Here is a 19,000-nt window from a genome sequence, read left to right as displayed (position 1 = left end):
TGCCGGTTCGAACGCCACTGACCGCACCCGCCGTTCGGGCTACGGTCCCGGGCGCGGTCCGCCACCCGGTCTCGTGCGCGGTGTCCGTTCCGGGAACAGCGACCGCCCCTCTACGCGTCGTTCGATCCGCGGCCACGACCATGACCCGACCCGTCGTCCGGGCCGCCGTGCCTCCGGTGGCCGGGCGTGCTGTCGTCCGGGCCACCCCGGGACCGGTCGTGGCGCGTGTCACGGTGGGACGGGGCGTCCTCGTCTGCATGGCGGACGGGACGGTCCGCGGGCACGGCGTGCCGGACCCTGGTGGCGTCCGGCCAGCAGATCAACATGCATGAGGACCGGACCGTGGCAGGCACCGCAGTCGTGCTGGAGGTTCACCTCCCCAGCCCCGCCATGCCCACGAGTTGACGCCATCTGTCCCGCCCTCACGCTGGTGCAGATATCTCCGTACTTGGTGGAGCACTCGCTGGAGTACGTCGACGGCCAGGGACCTGGTCGCCAGACGGCACTACGCGGAGAACCGGGCTAGCAGGCCGGTGTTGTGCGCGGTTGCCTGGGGTGTGTGGGCTGGCCCGTGTATGGTCCGGATCTTGGTCGTGAGTTGTCTGCCCCGAACGGGCGGAGCCGGCCGACGATCCCGGTCGGCCGTCAGCGACAGTCGTACGAGAAGTGGGCGGCGGTCGCCCGGTGACCGGGAGACAGGATGCGCAGTTCCGCCCGTGCCGCACGGTGGCCCGGTCCCTGGAAGGTCCATCGAAGGTGCAGGCGCGCGTGTCGCTCCCCCCGGACCATCACCTCGTGCAGGACGCCGGACGCGGTGCCGTCGCTGCGGACCCATCGGTAGGAGAGGGTGCCGCGACGGCCGTTGGTGGTGACCAGACCGACGATGTCCGCGGTGCCGTCGCATCCCAGAACCGTCGGCCTCGCCGTGACGGCAACCTGGGTGACCGCCACGGCCTGCCCGAAGCGCTGCCAGGCCAGGAAGACGAGGACGGCTACCACCAGCAGCGTCGGCAGAGCGTTCTTGCGGAGCCTCCGACCGGAGGGCGCGGGAGCCGGCGACGTGGCGGGAAGGCTCTGGACGGTGCGGTGCGCGACGGCGGCCGTCACACCGGGGCCGAAACGCAGCACGCTGCCCTCGACGCGGTCGGGCCGGGTCGGGGAAGCGCTCGCCGGGACCGGTTCGACGAGGGTGTCGTCCGTTTCGGGTCGCTGGATCCAGTGGCTGGCCAGCACGGTGGCGCTGTACTCGCTGTCGGGGCTGGAGGGCCGGTCGTCGGGGACGTGGCCTGCGGTGGGCCCGAGATGGAGTGTGGTGCCGTGCTCGTCGGCGGGTGCGAGTGCCCGCGTGGGCTCCTCACCCGTCACCGCCGGTCTGGGCGTGTTGTCGTTCTGAGCGGTCATCCGATCTCACACTGCCTGGTCAGGATCTGCTGCGAGGCGCCGCCGGAAGCCGGCGCCGGAGTGGTCGTGGCCTGGACCGTCCAGTAGCAGCCGGTGTTCTGGAAGGTGTGGTCGACGGTGATCGTGTACTGGGTGGCTCCGCTGCGCTCGAAGGTCTGGGACGCACCGTCGGGGGAGCCGGTTCCTCCGCTCGCCTGGTCCGTGAACCACGAGACGGTGATGGAGATCGGCCCGCTGCCGTCCGTGGTGATGGTGATGGTCGCGGTGGCGGTCGTGGGGCCCGTCTGCTGGAAGTCCGATACCGCGACGTTCTTGACGGCGGGAGCGACAGGCGGGGTGGAAGAGGCGGTCGTCGGTGTCGCCGGAGCGGACGTGGTCGCCTGGCTGGACGTGGTCGCCTCGCTGGGCGTCGTCGACTCCGTGGGTGAGTCGGCGGCGGAGCCGGAAGGCTGACCGGTCGGGGTTGTCGACGGGCCCGAGGGGGAGGTCGGCGGCAGGTCACCTGACGGGGTGGGCGCCGTGGGCGGGGCGGTGGGCGGCGCCGCTCCGGTGCCGGCCCGGGCCGTGGTGGTGGCCAGGGCATCGGCGGTCCGCTCGGCGGCGCCTGACGGAGCGTGGTGCATTCCGTAGGTGAGCAGGAGGCCCAGGAGTACGGCGGCAGCCGAGACGAGCATGCCGGGTCGGCCGGGTCGCCATGACCGGGCCCAGTCGTGGCGTGGTGCCTGGCTCAGGACCGTAAGTGCGGTGTCCGTGGTGGACCGGGGGGAGCGGGCCGAGGGCAGCAGCAGCGCCAGGAGGGCCACCAGGGCGGCGAGCCGGGCGCGGCCGCGTTCCTCCCAGTCGGCCCCGTAGACGGCACCGGCGATCGCCTCCAGTTCCGTCACGAACGCCCCGGCCTGTGCCGGCCGCTGGTCCGGTTCCTTGGCCAGACCGCGACGGACCAGCTCACGCACCGCCGCGGGGACCTCCTCCACCGGGACGGGGGCGTCGACGTGCTGCAGGGCCAGTTCGGCGATGTTGTCGCCCGAGTACGGCTTGTGCCCCGTCAGGCACTCGAAGAAGGTGGCCGTGGCCGCGTACACGTCCGCGGCGCAGGAGGCGGGGGCGCCGGTCCACTGCTCGGGGGCCATGTAGGACGGGGTTCCGGCCACACCCGCGCTGGTGCCGGCGTCCACCGCGATACCGAAGTCGACGAGCTTGGACGACCCGTCCGTCCCGACCAGGACGTTCTCCGGCTTGTAGTCGCGGTGGACGACGCCGATGCGGTGTGCGTCGGCGAGACCGAGCAGCGATCCCTTGAGAAGGACGAGCGCGGCCTCGGGATCGAGTGGCCCCTGACGGGTCAGCAGCGTCCGCAACGAGACACCGTCCACGAGTTCCATGACGATGGCGGCGCCCTGCGGGCTCTCCACGTACTCGTACAGGCCGGCCACGTACAGGCTCTGCAGTCCGCCGAGCAGGCGCGCCTCCGCCCGGAAGTCGTGCACGAAACCAGGCCGCGTGCGCAGGGACTCGCTGAGGTACTTCACCGCGACCCGTACGCCGGTGTCCGCGTGCACGGCCAGCACGACGCGACCGCTCGCTCCCGACCCGAGTTCGAGAGACTCGGTGTATCCGGGCACCACCCATGTGCTCACGTCATCCCCCCAGACGGCGTGCCGCCGTACCTGGCCAACTCCCGAAGCGGCTGAACCATGCGTGCTCTGAGAGACACATTTTCAGCCACCGCGGTTCCGGAACAGGACAATACGGGTCGTCCTCCGTCGTCGGCGTGAGCGGTCGGGTCTACCGGTGGCGACAGCGCAGTCATACCAAGGGCGCTCCCCACTCGTCCCCATTGATGACCCGTACCGCTTCGCTGACCTTTGTCGCGCACCGCCTCGGCCAACCCCCCACCACCACGAAAGAGGCCTGCATGCTCCGCATCCACTTCACGCCGCCCGACTTACAGAGCATCCGCGTGGCCCGGCGTCCCGATCCGCTGTGGGAACTCGTCTGCGCCGCCTGCCGGCTGGGAACCAATCAGGGGCCGCTCGAGTTCGGGGCGTGGCGCCGCGGCGTCCTTGAGCGGACGGTACGGGACCTGGAGGCGCGCCGTGCACTGCACCTGCTGGGGACGCTCGTCCCGCCCGTCGGCTACATCCCCGACTTCCTCACCCCGTCCGTCCCGGACGGGGGTCTGCCCGCTGCCCTCGCGCAGGTACGCGCGACGCCCCGCCGCCGTCTGCAGCGGGAGTTGGGCATCCTCGCCGGCGCCCGCCCTCTCCCGGCGTGGACGACGGCGCTCGGCAGGCCGGGAGACCGCGGTATGGGAGCGCTGGTCAGGGCCTTGGAGGTCTCCTCCAAGGCGCTGCTCGAACCGCGGTGGGGGCAGGTTCGCAGGGCCGTGCAGGACGAGGTCGACCTGCGGGCCCGCCCCCTCCTGGACGGCGGTGTCCGCGCTCTGCTGGAGAGTCTGCCGTTCGCCCGCTGGCATCCCCCCGTGCTGGAGGTGGACTACCCCGTCGACCGGGACCTGCATCTGGCGGGCCGGGGTCTGCTGCTCCTGCCCTCCTATTTCTGCTGGCGCAGGCCCACCGCACTCGCAGACCCCGCCCTCGGGCCGGTCCTCGTCCATCCGGTCACCGCACGGCCGTTGGAGACGGTGGCCCCCGACGGTGGCGGCCTCGAGCGGCTACTGGGCCGTACCCGGGCCACCGTGCTGGTCCAGGTGGCACGTGGCCGTACCCGCACCACGTCCGAGGTGGCGCAGGCCGTGGGCATCGCCCTTCCCAGTGCCAGCTACCAGCTCGCCGTCCTGCGGGACGGAGGACTGGTGGCGAGCCACCGGGAGGGCCAGTTCGTACGGCACTCGGTGACGTCCATGGGCCACCGGCTGCTGGACGCGGACACCGGACGACGGACGGAGACCGATCCGGCCTACGGTCCCTGAGCCCTGCCCTGTGCGCCGGGCTGCGGAGGCCGTCCGGCTCAGCAGTTGCGGATCGAGTACACCGGTGACCAGTTGACGGCGTAGACCGCGTTGTCGGCCGGGACGGTCTGCAGCAGACCGCCTCCGGAGCCGTAGAGACCGGCGACGGCACCTCCGGTCTGGCTGTTCTGGGCCTCGGCCCAGTCGATCCAGTTCGAGAGGGCGTAGCGGTTGCAGGAGTAGAAGAAGAAGATCTTGAACTTGCCGGCCGTCGGGTCCCAGACCGAGGCACAGAAGTAGCCGCTCTGGCAGTACACGCCTCCGCCGGCGCCGGCATAGGCCGTGCGGACGGCCGGAGAAGTGGAGGGGGCCGTGGCCAGGAGCTGCGCAGGGCGGACCGTAGTCGGCGCTGCGGGCATGATCATGACATGCCCGGAGGAGGTGCCGTGCGAGGCCGGGGTGGCCTGCGCGGTTCCGGTGGCGAGGAGGGCCGCCCCCATCGCGAGGGCGGCGCACAGTCCGAGAAGTGAGCGCTTGGTGTGCACGGTTCGGCAGTCTCCCGTCCGGCATGGCGGTGTTCGCGCATGCCCGTGTCATGGTGTCCCCGGTCCGATGACCGCGTCCGGGGCGCGCATGGCCTTCATGTGTGGCCGGACCACGGTGGCGTTCGGTGCGGGCGACGTCAACGACGCTCATGGGCCGTACCGAGGCCGTCCTGTGGGCCGATCACGCCTCAACGGGCGTGCGACCTGGGACGGTTGGCCGTCGGCGGGCGTGATGCGGCCATGCCCGGGGACAGCGGCCTTTCGAGGAGGTTCGAAAGGCTTCTGCCGGGCTCGCGCGATCGGCGATCGTCGCCGTCAGGGCACGTTACGTGCCGCTGTCCCAGATGTCCCGCTGCCGTCTCGACGGAGGTCTCATCCATGCGCGCGAAGCGCTCGCTGCTCGGCATCATCGGCGTGGTGGTCTGCATGCTGATGGCCGTCTTCGCCACCGGTCCGGCACAGGCGGCAACCGCCTCCGGCCCTCCTACCAGTAACCATGCACAGGCCGCGGCCGCCGTCTCCCCGACGATCTCTCCTTCCACCACCGTCAGCTACCGCACCGACGACCAGACGTTCACCTGTGGACCGGGGAACCTCTGCCTCGAGGTGTGGGATCCGACCGTGTCCAAGTGGAAGATCTTCTACCTCTACAACTGCAACCGTTACTACCTGTCCAACTGGTACGGCAACGGCTACTACCTCAACAAGCAGACCGGCTCGGTCACTTCCTACCTCTACGACGCCAACGGGAACGTGCTGCGCGCCTTCTCCCCGCCGCAGGTGGGTGACCAGGACTGGAACCCCGTCTGGTCCGTCCGCAACTGCTGACACACGTGTCGGGGCCGGCCCCTGCGACGGTGGCCGGCCCCGACCGGTTCGCCTTCGGCCCCGTCCGGACCAGGGAGTCGTTCATGTCACCCTTCCCTCACACAGACCGCGAGGCGGATTCGCCCTCGTGGCGGCCTGGTTGGTCCTGATAACCGCCCTGTTCACCACGGCGGCACCCGCCCGCACCCAGACGCCCTCACCCACCACCCCGCGCAACGCCCACACGCAGAGGCGCTTGGCGCGGTGGTGGTACTCATGGAAAAGCAGCCGGTGGCGCTGCACGGCCGTCACCGATCACCTGTAGCAGTCGGGGAGCGGGTCCGTCTCGCTGGAGATCGCCGTGTCCTTCATGAAACCGAGCTGGCCATTGTCCGCGACCGTCATCTCCCAGAGTGTGGAGTGCGGCCCGCCCACCCACGCCTGGCCGTCCTCCTTGCAGTAGAACCAGCTCGGGTTGGAGTACATGTAGCCGACGACGGTGTTCGGGTCCGGGTAGATGTGGTTGTCCCCGACCGTGCCGTACACCCGTGCGCCGGAGACGTTGTTGCACCACCACTTGGTGGAGCCATCGTTCCAACACGGGCTGGCGGCAGCCGCGGAGGGCGCGGTCGCCACCGCGACTCCCACGGTGAGCGCCGTGGCCGCCAACAGGGCGCCCACCCTGCTGGCCTTCGTGCCCCTGCCCGGCCGATTTTCCTTGCGCATGTGCTCCCCCTCGGTTTCACAGGCTGAGTCCGTTCGTCCGAGTCTGGAGTGGTCACCGCACTCCGGTCACACCTTTCGACCACGGTCGAAAGGCTCGCCCGGCATCTTCCCCGGCGAGCAGGCGGGGTGCTGCCAGGGCGTCCAGCCTGGGCAGCCGGCTGTCCAGCAGGCACACGTCCGGCCGTGGCTTCCGGGTCAGTGCGACCGCCTCCTCGCCGTCGGCGGCCCCGGCGAAGAACCGGAAGCCGGTGCGGACCACCGTCCGGTCGTCCGCGATGAGGACCCGGATGGGCGGTAGGACTCCCCGGCCTTGTTCAGCTCGTAGGCGGCGTACACGCCAGTCGCGGTGGTGCCACGGGCCAGCACAACGAGGGGGAGGGGGTGCCTGTTTCGCACAGGGGCATGAGCATCGGCCAGGGGTAGCCGGTCGGGTCGTAGCGGCGTTCGGTGCGGGCGAGCCAGGACCGGTTGCGTTCGTGGTCGGGGACGGACATGCTCCCGCAGCCGTCGAAGGCGTCCGTGCGCCAGCGGCGGTAGCGCACTCCGGGTATGGGCGGCTGGGCCGGCGGGCCGGCACCAGTACGTCGAACAGCCGCTTGAGCGGGGCAACGCCGACCGGCCGACGCAGATCGCGATTGCCCTACCGCCGTTCATGGCAGGCGGCCGAGGCAGGCTTGCCCCGGCCTTCCCGGTCCCCGTGGCGGAGCAGCAAGCGTTGGCCGCGCGGCCGATCGGTGCCAACTCCCCGCCCCGCCTGCGCGACCCGAAGGGACAGCCACCACGCAGACCGCCGCTCTTGCGACCGGTTCTCGCAGAAGGACCGAGCGGTCGACCGATCCCCTCCAGGACGCGGCGGACACCCTGGGGCCGTCAATAGGTTTCTCTCCGAACGTGTGGAACTAGCGCATCTTTAAGGTGGCTTTCCTCGTCGAGGTGAGTGGATCGCTGCTAGGATCCCGTGGATTGAATGGTTTGGGAGGGTGAGTGAGTACACCGGAACAGGCAGCTCTCAGCGCTACGGAGGCTCGGAACAACCTGTACTCGCTGGCCGGTAGCGGGCGGACCGTTCGGATCCAGAAGCGGGACAAGGGCATCACCGTGAGCGTGGTGCTGGTGCCCGTGGACCGGTTCCCGGCCGCCCGGAACTCCGCGGGACTTCCCTCCTGCACCCTCAGCGCCGCCCAGAAGAACTTCGGCGAGCTCGTCAACCGGGCGGCTCTCGGGGAGCCGCAGGTACTCCTTCGGGGCTCCACGCCGGTCGCGGTCCTGCTGCCCGACGACCCGACAAGCGGCGCCTCGCCATCCGATCCGACCGCGGCCGTCGGCACGGTCACCGCAGGAGGTGCAGTGGGCCCGTCGGCCCGCGACAGCATGCCCCGTCGCCTTGCCACGCTTGGCGACGCGATCGGCACCGCCCTCAGCTCCGTGCCGGCGAGCGGCCCGGCGTTCGGGCTTCCCGGACTGGACCTCGTGGCGGGCCGGCTCCAAGCCGGTCGGCTGACGCTGGTGGCGGCCGACCCCAGCGTCGGGGGAAGTCTGCTGGGGCTGGCTGCCGCACGGACGGCGCTCGCTGACCAGCGGCGGGTGCTGTACGGGGCATCAGGCCCGAGCGCTGACGACATTTTCCGCCGGATCCTGTCCGCTGAGACCGGTGGGGAGTACCCGCGCCTGAAGCAGGGCCGGCTGACGCCGTACGAGCAGGAGGTCGCCCAGCAGTTGCGGCAGGCGCCGCTGATGATCGACGACGGCAGTGATCTGACTGCCGAGGCGATCGCGGAGACCGCCCCGTACGTCGAAGGCCTGGCCCTCGTGGTCGTGGACCGTCTCCAGGCCGCGCACAGTGCGCGGCTGCCGCTGTCCGGGGACCGTCTGCCGGATGCCTCTCAGGTCCTGGCCGCGCTGGCCCGCACCCTCCGCATCCCGGTCCTGGCCGTCGTGGACAGCAGCGACCCCACACTTCTCGGGCTGCTGGACGCCGACGTCCTGGTGACACTGACCCCGACCGGTGATCCCTCCCGGGTTCAGGTCACCGTCGCCGAGCGGGACTTCGGCACACTGGGGTCGGTCTTCCTGCAGCCCGACCTGCTCCACGCCCGGTTCACCGACCTCCCCGAGAACCAGGCAGCCGATCCGACGGCGGTGGAACTGGCGGACGCCGCCCTGATCTACACCTCCGGCGCCCAGCGGGGCCTGCCGGCCGAGGCCGTCCACGTCCTTTCCGCGCTGCGTGCTGCCGTGACCGGCACGGGCACCGACGAGGTCGACGACCTGGGAGCCGCCCTGGTCTCCGCGTTCGCGAAGGTGACCCGGATGCCGGACACAGCCGAAGGACGCCGCCTGACCGCGGCCCTGCTCGCCTACGACCCCCGCCTGAGTGATCTCTGCCCCGCCCTGCGCACCCACGCCGGGCCGAGCACCACCGGCAGTACCCCGGCGGACAGTGGACAGGTCCACGACGATGCGACGGAGGACCTTGAGGAAGAGGAGGACGAACGGGACCGGCTCGAACCCGGGGACGAGGAGGACGAACCCGAGGGCGCGGTCTTCCCGGGCCTGAGGATCCTCAAGGACGCGGTCGGCCGCTCGAAGATGCACCCGATCCCCGTGATCCGCGCCGACGACCGTGACCAGGCCCCGTGGACGCTGATCAGCGAGGACATGGACGGCGAGCCGCGCTGGGTCCACCCCGACGTCACCCTCACCCGCGTCCCCTACACGAGGTCCAACGGCAGGACCGTACGCCGCGACAGGATCGATGTCCCGGATTCCTTCGGCGAGGGCGTGCTGTGCCTGATCGACCGCAACGGCTCCTATCCTTCAGCTTGTTCGGCGGTGCCGCTCGCGCCGAACAAGCTGCTGCACACCGGTCCGCTTGACGCGTTCGACAAGACCAAAGCAGGCATCTATCTGATCGACATCCCGCAGTGGGCTCGCAGGGACATGCCGCATCCGCTGGGTCGGCTGGTCGATCGGCCCGATGAGGAGGGCCGGGTGTGGGTGACCACCCCGCACATCAGGCACTTGGAGAAACTCGTCCGCGAAGGCCACCTCGAGGCCGCGCCGGCCATCCACGACTCCTGGACCGGGAAGGCCAACGAGTCGCTGTTCAAGCCGTTCTACGAGGCGACCAAGAAGGCGCGGGCCGAACTCGTCGACGCCGGCGGCGAGCCGTACAAGGCATACAAGACGCGGCTGTCGATCGCGCTGCGCCTACTGTGGCCCAAACGCACCGAGCAGAGGTCCCCGTTCTGGCGGCCGGACTGGCGCATGAGCGTGGTCGCCGAGGCCTCCGTCCGGCACTGGTCCATGGCCTTCAGGGCCGTCCAGGCGGGCCACCTTCTCATTGGCCTGCGCAACGTCGACCAGGGCATCTTCTGGACCCCTCCCGGCGCGCCGCCTGACACGTACCGGATCGGCACGGGCTTCGGCGAGGTCAAGAGCAAGTTCGTCCACTCCGGCGAGATCATCCTCGAAGGTGACGACTGATGGCCGGGCCCACCGGCCGCGGCCGCTCCCTCGGCGCCGCCCTGGGCGACCTGCTGCGCTCCCAGGTCACCGCCCGCCACCGGCTGTCCACGTACACCGCCCGGCACTGGCATGCCCAGCTCTCTCAGCTGACCGGCACCCGCCGCGGCTACCAGGCCCTGGAGGATGCCGGCCTCGGGGTGACGACCCAGACGCTGATCAACTGGCTGTCCGACTCGGAGTACAACGTCCGCCGCAGCTACCGCGACATCATCCACACCGCCTACGAGAACGCCGCGATCGTCCCCGCCGACCCGATCCCCGACCACGTCAAGCGCGGTCAGTTCGAGATCAGCGGCATCGTCAAGACCGGCGACGACGAACGCGAACGCGGAACCCGGCGGGCCTCGCCGCTGCGGATCGATGGCAGCCGGGGCCGCTGGGACGACATCGAGGAACTCTGGCTGGCCGGTGAGCTCACCGACGACGAGTTCGAAGATCACTTCATCGACGACGTCATCATCGAGGACATCGGTGAAGGCACCGACGGATGGGAGTTCCCCGGCGCCACATACGCCGTCGAACTCCGTTGACGTGCTACAAGGCCGCGCGCACCGAACCGCTCACGGCGGTTCGGAAGCAGGGCAACACGCTGAGCGCGTCCGTCCGCGCGGTCTGCGAGGACGCCTTCGCACGTCTGAAGAACTGGCGCATCCTCACCAAGTTCGGCCTGAACGTTCGCCACGCCCCCACACTGCTGCGGGCGCTGCTCGTGCTGACCACCACCGAAGTCGCCCGCCGGCAGCCGATCCCGGGAGCAGACATCCCGCCCGTGACCAGCCCGAGTACGAGATCAGCGACTCACACCCGCCTCAATGATGGGAGTTCGAAGTTAGAACAGTGAGCGACTTCCGGCACCTCGCTCACTGGTTGTCGTACTCGTCATGGCGGCGCCACCAGAAGCCGTTCTCGTTGCGGCCGAGGGGGGCGCGGTCGAGCCACTGGTACATGCCCCACAGGCCGTCCAGGCCGCGGGAATACGACGAGTAGGTGTGGTAGACGGCGTCGTCCTGCAGGGCGAACGCGCTCATGCCGGGGCCTTCTCGCCGGTACGTCTGCCAGTCCGTGTCTACGATCGACTGGGTGAAGGCGTCGCGGGAACCCTTCTCGTCGGCCGTCGCCAGCCGCAGGTCCTGCTCGCCGAAGTTGTACGCGACGGCTCCCGCTTCCCACTCCTGCTCGGTGTGTGCCACTCCGAAGTCGAAGTTGAAGTCGCTGCCGTAGGACGACGCCCACGGGAAGCTCCAGCCCATCCGCTGCCGGTACGTGTGGAGCTTGGCGAGCGGGGCCCGTGACACCGCCCAGAACGCGACGTCGTGGTGGGCGAGATGGATCACGGAGCCGTCGAAACCGTCAGCGATCGCCGAGCAGGAAGGGCATCCGGCGGTGTAGTCGGGCCCGAACATGAAATGGTAGACGAGCAGTTGCGAGCGTCCCTGGAACAGGCCGGCGAGTGACACCGTGCCCTCGCTGGTCTCGAAGCGGTAGTCCTTGTCCACCCGGACCCAGGGCAGCTCCTGCCGTTGCCGGGCCAGCTCGTCACCGCGCCGGGTGAGCTCCTTCTCCGCCTTGAGCAGTTCCAGCCGCGCGGCCAGCCATTCCTCGCGTGTCCCCGTCTTATGAGTCGTCATCGTCTGTCTCCTTGTCTTGTTTCTTGCTTTCCTTCGATGTGCTTGTCTTGCTGTTCTGCTCTTACATCGGTGGTGGTGCGAGCCCCGGGATCAGGAAGGGTGCGACGACGATCACCAGTCCGAGCCCGATGATCGCCAAGGCCGCCGGAACGTCGATCGCGATCTTCGCGGGCAGCAGCTTCTGGGCGCACATGAGGACGGCAACCAGCGACATCCACAGCGGGCTCATCACGTCCAGTGCCACCAGCATCGCCATCAGCCCGATGCCGGAGCCGACGCAGTGCAACCCGAACCTGAGTCCGCCACCGGCGTCCTCGTGGCAGCGTTGCCGGAAGCGCCGCTTGACCGGCGTGAGTTCGTAAGCGCCCGCCGCGAGCACCACCACGCCGGCGGCCGCCGACCCGTGTGGCCGGTCCAGGGCGTACGCCACCACGCCTGCGAGTACCCAGACGGCCAGGTAGGACCCGGTGAACGGCAGTGCACCACGCAACCCGCCGTTCCGGCGGACATGCCTGGCGAGGGCCGGAGCCGCGCCAGGCAGCATCATCGCCGCCATCATCGTGGTCCACGTCGCGGCGAACAGCCCCGACGCCCCGGGCCTGGTCGCGAGCCCCATGTCCATGCCGCGCATCAGCCAGAGCGAGGCCGCCCAGCAGGTCGCGGCGAGCCCGAGTGCCACCCCCGCCGCGATCGCCGGTTCGGCCGGCCGCCGGGATTCGGAGTGCACCATCGGATCTCCTTCCGCGCCGGTCCCGGTCACGTGGATCCGCGCGCCTGGTCGTCGAGGTGGTCCTTCAGCGCACCGAGCGGGCCGTCCCAGTCGCGCGCCAGCGCGGCCAGAAACTGTTGCGCCACCTGCATCGGCGCGGAGCACAGCCGGTACCGAACCCGGCGCCGCTCGCCCGGTTCGGCCGTCACCAGGCCGGCCTCGGCCAGCAGGGCCAGGTGTTTGGCGATCGCCTGCCGGGTGATCGGCAGCCGCGCGGCCAGGTCCGTGGCCGTGGCCGGCCCTCCCGAAGCCAGCGCGGCCAGGATGGCGCGCCGGCTCGGGTCGGCCAGGGCGGCGAAGACCTGTTCGGCGATCGCCTCGGCGTCAGGCTGCGGCATCGAGGTGGTCTACCAGTTCGCCCAGTTCGTGCGTCCAGCCCTTGGTGTGGTCGTCGTACTCCTTGCCGCGGACCTCGTCCGGGAGCTGGGCGAAGCCGGTCTCGACCACCGTCAGCCGGGTGCCGGAGGCGACCGGTTCGAGCGTGAACTCCACATAGGTGCGGCGCGGATCGTCCTCGGGCAGCCCCGGGACTTTCCAGGTGTAGCCGAACACCGTCGGCTCCTCCACCCGTTCCACCCGCATGTCGGCGGTGTGGCCGCCGTCCCATTTCATCCAGGCCGAGCCGCCCGGGCGCAGATCGATCCCCGCCTGCTGGCCGAACCAGGCGCTCAGTCCCTCGGCCGTGGTGAGCGCCGCCCACACCTTGGCCGGCGGGTGCGCGATCTCGATGGTCCGCTCGATGCGATCAGGGAATGCCATGACTACCTCCACAGATATAGCAACCACTTGATTGCGATACTATGGCAACCAGATGGTTGCGTCAATCCGGACCGGCGTGCGCGGGCGGAGCCCCGTCGCGGTTGCCGGGCGGCTGCCGATTCCGGCCAGGATGGTCGCTCCCGCCGAGGAGCTCGGATGGCCTGGCGCCCCAGTTGGTGCGTCGCGTCGAAGCCGCGGGAAACCTGCGGCATCGCTCGGGCACGCCTTGGTCGACGACTACCTGGAGTTCGCGGCAGGCCGCTGCCAACGGAACGCTCTGCTGGCCACCGCCTACGACCTGAAGGTCTTCTTCTCCGTAATGCCAAAGGAGCCGACCGACGTCGTCACCGCGGACATCCTCGTTTTCGTCACCGCGCTGAACAAGCCGCGGAGAGGACCGCGAGGATCCCGAGTCGTCCGGCTGGAGGACGGTGAGGCAGGGCTCTCGGCACGGACCATCAAGCGTCGACTCGCCAGCATCTCAGGGCTGTTCGGTTGCCTCATGACCCGCGACGACCTCGCGATCGACCGCACCCCAGTGCCGGCGCGGCCAGACGGTGACCTTCCAGCGCGTGGGGTAGCTCTTGCCGCTGGTCGGGCTGGTCCAGCGGGTGGACTCGTCGGGTATCTCCTTGGCGGCGCTGGTCCAGGTGATGTTGTCGGTGTGGATGTCCATGCCCTGGTGCGGCAGTTCGTGACGGAGTTCTGCCGTGTCAGTATCGACGAGCCGTACCTCGCCAGGCTGATGGCGGACGAGTCCGCACGGGACAGCGAGCGGCTGGAGTACCTCTACGAGCGTGACATCGAGCCGACGTTCGCCCTCGTCGTGCCCAGTATCGCGAGGCTGACGGCCTCCGGGGGCATGACACGTGTTCCGATGGATGTCGTGTTCTTCGCTGGAATCGCTCCCGTCTCAGGACTGGTCCAGGAACCTCTCGCGCGGCGCCTGGGCAGTCTGGAACACATGCAGCAGGCGGACTGTCTCGCCAGGGCGGAGGCCCTGGCCGGACTGGTGGTGGACGACCTGTCGGCAACACGGCGACGCTGATCCGCCGGGCATGAGGTGAGGTGCCTCGCCGGATAGGGTCGCCGCCGTCAGCCCCGCGGCCCCCGCCCCTACGTCAGCCGACGGCGGAGGGCCGCACGCGGATCACGCTCCAGTCGACTTCCGGGTTTCGTACGGTGGCCTGTTCCACCCCCGCTGTATGGCTCAGGAGGTCGCGTGCGATCTCGCCGACGGCCCAGTCCGGCGTGTTCGCGGCCAGCACCCGGCCCTCGCCGGTGATCAGCAAGGCTTCGTCTCCCAGGTGCTTGAGTGAGGGGACGACGATCTGTTCGAAGGCGGCCACCGGGACGTCGGCACCGACGACTCCGACGAATTCACCGTCCACCGTCAGCGGCCGGGTGAAGGTGAGGATGTAGAGACCGGCGCAGTGCAGGTCGACGTACGGTCCCATGACCGTGCCGTGCCCTTCGTCGCGGGGGATCACGAACCAGGGCTTGAGGGTGTAGTCGTAGAAGCTCTCGCTGCGCGGGTCGAGGTTCAGTCGCAGGGGCCGGGAGTCCTTTTCGTCGACTCGCTGCCACCACTCCATGTGGAAGGTGGCGTCGGCGAGGATCCCGGGTGCTGTGACCACGCCCGTGCCGTTGAACGCGTCTCCCTGCCCGCGCAGGAGTGCCTGGATCGTGGGCCGCAGGCTGGCGACGTCGCCGGTTGCCGGCTTCCGGCCCTTTCGGATCGCCGTGGTGAGGCGTGCTCGCGCGTCTGCCTCCAGGACGGCCAGTGCCGAGTACACGGAGTCCACCGCGTCCCGGATGGACGTGCTGCACCGGTCGATGCCGGTGGCTGGGGTGCTGGTCATCGCGTGCTCCGTCAAGGAGGGCGGCGTGGGGTTCGCCACCGGGTCAGGCATCGGTCAACCGCAGGTGTGTGCGTACCAGGTGGCGGGCTCCGGCCACGGTGTGTTCCTCGGCCAGCCGACGTGCCGTCGTCGCGTCCCCCGCCATGATGGCGACCAGGATCTCGTGGTGCTGGTCGGCGAAGGCCGTCGCGTCGGGTCCGTCCCCGTCCTGCAGCCACAGCAGCGGCCCGAGCTCCGCCTGCAGCCGGACCTCCAGCCGGGTCAGCCGTACGGACTGCGCGGCGACGGCCAGCTCGATGTGGAAGCGGGCGTCGGCCTTGCGCCGCTCGGCGGGGGACTCGGCCTTGCGTAGCGCCGTAACCAGGTGATCCAGGCTCTTCGCCAGATCGGACGGAGCGCGTTCGGCGGCGAAGCGGGCCGCCGTGCCCGAGACGGCGAACTGTTCGTCGCCCAGGTCACGCAGCTCCGAGATGCCCAGCTCCTTCAGGCGGGCCTGGTGGATTCTGGTAAGGCCCTCTTCCGGGCTGCGGATGAAGCTGCCGCCGTTGCGTCCGCGCCGGGTCTCCACCAGCCCCTGCTCGCGCAGCATGGCCAGGGCCTCGCGCACAGTGCCGTTGGCGACGCCGAGCTGGCAGGCGAGGTCGCTCTCGCTGGGGAGCTGTTCCCCGTCGGCCATCAGCCCGATCGTGACCGCTTCCGCGATCCGGCGAACCACCATGTCCGCCCGTCCGGAGTCGGTCAACGGTGCGAAGGCGGCGCTCATCACCGGCGAGCGGCCGTCCACTGTCGCCACGGCCCCTCCTCAAGGGTGTGCAGAGCGTAACGAGAGATCGTCTTCAGGCTATCAGTGAAACCGTTGTCCTTTGAACTCCAATGTAGTAGGTTTTCGCCACTCGCGATGCCGGACGCACTCCGGCCCGTCCGGCCTCTCCCTTGGCCTGGTCCCGCCGACTCCCGCCGCAGCAGCGTGTTTCCCTCAAGGAGCCCGTCGATGAACGACGCCACGCAGTCCCCGCCGTCACCCGCAGACGCCGACGCCCAGCGCCTGGCCGCCCTCGGCTACGAGTCCGAGTTCAAGCGGGACATGAGCCTGTGGGCCAACTTCTCCCTCGGATTCACCTACCTCTCGCCAGTCGTCGGCGTGTACACCCTGTTCGCTGCCTCCCTGATGGCCGGCGGCCCGCCGATGATCTGGGCCTTCGTGATCGCCGGTGTCGGCCAGCTGCTGGTCGCGCTGGTCTTCAGCGAGGTCGTCGCCCAGTTCCCGGTGGCCGGCGGGGTGTACCCGTGGGCCCGCAGGCTGTGGGGCCGCAAGTGGGGGTGGATGACCGGCTGGATCTACCTCCTGGCCCTGCTGTCCACCATCTCGGCGGTCGCGTACGGCGCCGGACCGTACGTGGCCGCCGTGTTCGGCTTCGCCTCCAGCACCACGACGACGATCCTGTGCGCCCTCGGGCTCCTTCTGCTCGCCACGGTCATCAACTTCGGCGGCACAAAGGTGCTCTCCGCCGTCGCCGTGTTCGGCTTCGTGGCCGAGATCATCGGGGCCGTCGTGGTGGGCGCCTGGCTGCTGATCGCCAACCGCCACCACGGACTGGGCGTGCTCTTCCACGGCTACGGATCCCAGGGCGACCACTCGTACCTCTACGCCTTCGCCGCCGCCTCGCTCATCGGCGTCTTCCAGTACTACGGCTTCGAGGCCTGCGGCGACGTCGCCGAGGAGGTGCCCAATCCCGGACGCCGCATCCCCACCTCGATGCGGCGCACCATCTACATCGGCGGCGCGGCCGCGACGGCGGTGTGTCTCGCCCTCATCCTCTCCGTCAGCGACTTCGGCGCGGTGATCTCCGGCAAGGACGCCGACCCGGTGACCACCGTGCTCACCGACGCCTTCGGCAGCGGCGGCGCCCGCGTCGTCCTGGTCGTCGTCCTGCTCTCCTTCATCTCCTGCGCGATGAGCTTGCAGGCCGCCGCCAGCCGGCTGACCTACTCCTTCGCCCGCGACCGGATGATCGCCGGCAGCCGGCTCCTGGCGACCTTCTCGGAACGGCTGCGCGTGCCGCCGTACGCCCTGCTGCTCGCGGCGGTCCTTCCCGGGCTGCTCATCGTGGGTTCCGCGTACTCCGCCGACGCCCTTGTGAAGATCATCTCCTTCTCCACCCTCGGCATCTACCTGGCCTTCCAGATGGTCGTCCTCGCCTCCCTGCGGGCCCGGCTGCGCGGCTGGCGGCCGTCCGGCGAGTACCGGCTCGGGCGGTGGGGTCTTCCGGTCACGATCGGCGCACTCGTCTACGGCGTCGTCGCGCTCGTCAACATCTGCTGGCCCCGCACGCCCGGCACGGCCTGGTACGACAACTACATCGTGCTGGTCAGCGGTCTTGTCGTGGTGGGGGTGGGCGCCCTGTACATGGCCCTGGCCAAGCCGCACGAACGCGGCGACGCCCCGGCCGGCGACGCGCTGACCGCGGCGGCCCCGCGTGACGCGTCCTCGTCGCCGGCCTCTGTCTGAGGCGCGTCGAGACCCCGTCCCCTTCTCGTACGTCCGCCGCGCGCCGCGCGACGGTGACATCCAAAGGTGGAGACCAGCATGTCCACAACCCTGCCCACGAAGGCACTCGTCGACGGCTCCTGGCTGGACGGCGGCGCGGGCACCTTCCCCGTGCACTCGCCGCAGTCCGGTGAGCTCCTCGCCGAGGTCGCCCGGTGCGACGTCGACGACGTGGAAGGGGCCGTCGCCGCCGCCCGCCGGGCCCAGCCCCAGTGGGCCGCCACGCCTCTCATCGAGCGGGTCAAGATCCTGCGCCGGGTGCACGCGCTGTTCGCCGAGCGCGCCGAGGACGTCGCCCGCACGCTGACCCTGGAGATCGGCAAGACCGTCGCGGAGGCGCGCGAGGAGGTCATCGAATACGCGGCCCCCGCCTGGCAGAAGGCCGGCGAGGAGGTGCTGCGGCACCGCGGGCTGTCGTTCCCTTCCACGCAGGAGCAGACGAACAACAAGCGGCTGGTCATGAACTACCGCCCGCTCGGCGTGGTCGGTGTGATCACCCCGTACAACTTCCCCACCGACATCTCCTCGATCGCTCTCGCGCACATCGTCGCCGCCGGCAACACGGCCGTCTGGAAGCCCTCGGAGTACGCCCCGATCAGCTGCAACCAGGTGGCGGAGATCTTCACCGAGGCCGGCCTGCCCGACGGTGTGATCAACGTGGTGCACGGCTTCGGCGACGTCGGCGCGGCCCTGGTCGACCACCCGGGTGTGGACGGCCTGTTCTTCACCGGATCGACCGCCACCGGTGAGCGCATCGCCCGCGCCGCGGCCCTGCGCCCGCACCTGCTCGAACTCGGCGGCGACGGCCCCTTCATCATTCTCCCTGACGCGGACGTCGACGCGGCCGTGGAGGCGGCGGTCAACGGCTGCTTCTACTTCGCGGGCCAGGTCTGCACCTCGGCGGAGCGGCTCCTGGTCCACGAGGCCGTGCACGACGAGTTCGTCACCAAGCTGACCGCCCGGTCCGCCCAACTCCGCATTGGTGACCCGGCGTTGGATGACACCGACATGGGGCCGGTGCGCAACGAGGCCAGCCTGCGGCGCATCGCCGAGCATGTCGAGGACGCCCGCGAGAAGGGCGCGGACGTCGTGCAGTTCGGCAAGGAGGAGGGCCTGTTCTTCCCTGCGACGATCCTCACCGGGGTGACGACGGACATGCGCATCGCCCAGGAGGAGACCTTCGGCCCGGTCGCTCCGGTCATCAAGGTCTCCTCGGCTGAGGAGGCCGTTCAGATCGCCAACTCCAGTGATCTCGGCCTGATCGCGTCCTTGTGGACCCGGGACCTCGCCACCGCCTGGCGGGTGGGGGAGGCCCTGCAGCACGGCACGGTCAACATCAACGAGACCAGCAACTACTGGGACCAGCTCGCCCCCTTCGGCGGCACCGGCAAGAGCGGCGTCGGCCGTGAGCTCTCCGGCTGGTTCCTCGACACCTTCACCGAGTCCAAGCTGCTCGTCTTCGAGCTCGGGGACAGCGAACTGCGCAACGACCGCCGCGCGGAAGGTGGTTGGTGAC

At 70.0% G+C, this 19,000-nt stretch carries 19 protein-coding genes and 1 pseudogene; 8 read left to right on the top strand and 12 right to left on the bottom strand.

Annotated elements, in window-relative coordinates; all coding sequences use genetic code 11:
- Nucleotides 1-645 precede the first annotated feature (645 nt).
- Together ACFY0P_RS29320 and ACFY0P_RS29315 are read right to left on the bottom strand one after the other, a co-directional pair.
- The gene (locus ACFY0P_RS29320; protein ID WP_388919412.1) at nt 646-1,401 is read right to left on the bottom strand and encodes a hypothetical protein; all 756 of its coding nucleotides are present in this window, start codon (nt 1,399-1,401) and stop codon (nt 646-648) included.
- Nucleotides 1,398-3,038 (bottom strand): serine/threonine-protein kinase, encoded by a 1,641-nt coding sequence (locus ACFY0P_RS29315; RefSeq protein WP_388919409.1) that lies wholly within the window; start codon nt 3,036-3,038, stop codon nt 1,398-1,400. Before ACFY0P_RS29315 ends, ACFY0P_RS29320 begins: the two co-directional genes overlap by 4 nt.
- A 278-nt stretch (nt 3,039-3,316) precedes the next feature.
- Between ACFY0P_RS29315 and ACFY0P_RS29310 the strand changes: the two genes are divergently transcribed.
- Entirely contained in the window at nt 3,317-4,333 is a 1,017-nt protein-coding gene (locus tag ACFY0P_RS29310; protein WP_388919406.1) for an ArsR/SmtB family transcription factor, read from the top strand.
- A gap of 38 nt (nt 4,334-4,371) precedes the next feature.
- On the opposite strand, the gene ACFY0P_RS29305 is transcribed toward ACFY0P_RS29310, so the two are convergent.
- A complete protein-coding gene (locus tag ACFY0P_RS29305; protein ID WP_388919403.1) occupies nt 4,372-4,857 on the bottom strand; it encodes a hypothetical protein in 486 nt (161 codons plus the stop codon).
- A 378-nt stretch (nt 4,858-5,235) separates the two neighbouring features.
- Between ACFY0P_RS29305 and ACFY0P_RS29300 the strand changes: the two genes are divergently transcribed.
- A complete protein-coding gene (locus tag ACFY0P_RS29300; RefSeq protein ID WP_388919400.1) occupies nt 5,236-5,685 on the top strand; it encodes a hypothetical protein in 450 nt (149 codons plus the stop codon).
- A 294-nt stretch (nt 5,686-5,979) separates the two neighbouring features.
- On the opposite strand, the gene ACFY0P_RS29295 is transcribed toward ACFY0P_RS29300, so the two are convergent.
- Together ACFY0P_RS29295 and ACFY0P_RS29290 are read right to left on the bottom strand one after the other, a co-directional pair.
- On the bottom strand, nt 5,980-6,390 hold the full coding sequence (locus ACFY0P_RS29295) for a hypothetical protein (protein WP_388919397.1): 411 nt from the start codon (nt 6,388-6,390) through the stop codon (nt 5,980-5,982).
- 109 nt (nt 6,391-6,499) lie between these two features.
- Nucleotides 6,500-6,679: pseudogene (locus ACFY0P_RS29290) on the bottom strand (DNA-binding response regulator); the annotation flags it as partial.
- Between the two features lie 695 nt (nt 6,680-7,374).
- On the opposite strand from ACFY0P_RS29290, the gene ACFY0P_RS29285 reads away from it, so the two are divergent.
- The 3 genes from ACFY0P_RS29285 to ACFY0P_RS29275 are packed head-to-tail and all read left to right on the top strand — an operon-like array spanning nt 7,375 to nt 10,759.
- Nucleotides 7,375-9,876, top strand: coding sequence for a DnaB-like helicase C-terminal domain-containing protein (locus tag ACFY0P_RS29285; protein ID WP_388919394.1), 2,502 nt, complete (start codon nt 7,375-7,377; stop codon nt 9,874-9,876).
- Nucleotides 9,876-10,448, top strand: coding sequence for a hypothetical protein (locus tag ACFY0P_RS29280; protein ID WP_388919391.1), 573 nt, complete (start codon nt 9,876-9,878; stop codon nt 10,446-10,448). Before ACFY0P_RS29285 ends, ACFY0P_RS29280 begins: the two co-directional genes overlap by 1 nt.
- Nucleotides 10,445-10,759, top strand: coding sequence for a transposase family protein (locus ACFY0P_RS29275; protein ID WP_388919388.1), 315 nt, complete (start codon nt 10,445-10,447; stop codon nt 10,757-10,759). The genes ACFY0P_RS29280 and ACFY0P_RS29275 overlap by 4 nt, the downstream gene beginning before the upstream one ends.
- Before the next feature lie 19 nt (nt 10,760-10,778).
- On the opposite strand, the gene ACFY0P_RS29270 is transcribed toward ACFY0P_RS29275, so the two are convergent.
- The 5 genes from ACFY0P_RS29270 to ACFY0P_RS29250 all read right to left on the bottom strand — a co-directional run bounded on the left by ACFY0P_RS29270 (nt 10,779) and on the right by ACFY0P_RS29250 (nt 13,750).
- Nucleotides 10,779-11,546, bottom strand: a complete 768-nt coding sequence (locus ACFY0P_RS29270) for a DUF899 domain-containing protein (RefSeq protein WP_388919385.1) — start codon at nt 11,544-11,546, stop codon at nt 10,779-10,781.
- 61 nt (nt 11,547-11,607) lie between these two features.
- On the bottom strand, nt 11,608-12,276 hold the full coding sequence (locus ACFY0P_RS29265) for a DUF2182 domain-containing protein (RefSeq protein ID WP_388919382.1): 669 nt from the start codon (nt 12,274-12,276) through the stop codon (nt 11,608-11,610).
- A gap of 26 nt (nt 12,277-12,302) precedes the next feature.
- Nucleotides 12,303-12,653, bottom strand: coding sequence for an ArsR/SmtB family transcription factor (locus tag ACFY0P_RS29260; protein WP_388919379.1), 351 nt, complete (start codon nt 12,651-12,653; stop codon nt 12,303-12,305).
- Nucleotides 12,640-13,074, bottom strand: coding sequence for an SRPBCC domain-containing protein (locus ACFY0P_RS29255; protein ID WP_388919376.1), 435 nt, complete (start codon nt 13,072-13,074; stop codon nt 12,640-12,642). The genes ACFY0P_RS29260 and ACFY0P_RS29255 overlap by 14 nt, the downstream gene beginning before the upstream one ends.
- A 481-nt stretch (nt 13,075-13,555) precedes the next feature.
- Nucleotides 13,556-13,750 carry a hypothetical protein gene (locus tag ACFY0P_RS29250; RefSeq protein WP_388919373.1) on the bottom strand — a complete coding sequence of 65 codons (195 nt, stop codon included), beginning with the start codon at nt 13,748-13,750 and terminating at the stop codon, nt 13,556-13,558.
- Between ACFY0P_RS29250 and ACFY0P_RS29245 the strand changes: the two genes are divergently transcribed.
- Nucleotides 13,739-14,122 carry a hypothetical protein gene (locus ACFY0P_RS29245; protein WP_388919370.1) on the top strand — a complete coding sequence of 128 codons (384 nt, stop codon included), beginning with the start codon at nt 13,739-13,741 and terminating at the stop codon, nt 14,120-14,122. The two genes, ACFY0P_RS29250 and ACFY0P_RS29245, sit on opposite strands and share 12 nt — an antisense overlap.
- 73 nt (nt 14,123-14,195) lie before the next feature.
- On the opposite strand, the gene ACFY0P_RS29240 is transcribed toward ACFY0P_RS29245, so the two are convergent.
- Complete coding sequence (locus ACFY0P_RS29240; protein ID WP_388919367.1) at nt 14,196-14,936, bottom strand: hypothetical protein; 741 nt, start codon at nt 14,934-14,936, stop codon at nt 14,196-14,198.
- Between the two features lie 43 nt (nt 14,937-14,979).
- Entirely contained in the window at nt 14,980-15,729 is a 750-nt protein-coding gene (locus ACFY0P_RS29235; RefSeq protein WP_388919364.1) for a FadR/GntR family transcriptional regulator, read from the bottom strand.
- A gap of 198 nt (nt 15,730-15,927) precedes the next feature.
- On the opposite strand from ACFY0P_RS29235, the gene ACFY0P_RS29230 reads away from it, so the two are divergent.
- Nucleotides 15,928-17,445 (top strand): APC family permease, encoded by a 1,518-nt coding sequence (locus ACFY0P_RS29230; RefSeq protein WP_388919361.1) that lies wholly within the window; start codon nt 15,928-15,930, stop codon nt 17,443-17,445.
- 78 nt (nt 17,446-17,523) lie between these two features.
- Nucleotides 17,524-18,999 (top strand): aldehyde dehydrogenase family protein, encoded by a 1,476-nt coding sequence (locus tag ACFY0P_RS29225; RefSeq protein ID WP_388919358.1) that lies wholly within the window; start codon nt 17,524-17,526, stop codon nt 18,997-18,999.
- Nucleotide 19,000 lies beyond the last annotated feature (1 nt).

The organism is Streptomyces sp. NPDC001714, from assembly GCF_042892755.1.
GTDB lineage: Bacteria > Actinomycetota > Actinomycetes > Streptomycetales > Streptomycetaceae > Streptomyces.
The sequence above is the reverse complement of the archived record's forward strand: the minus strand, read 5'-3'. Positions and strand labels throughout refer to the sequence as shown.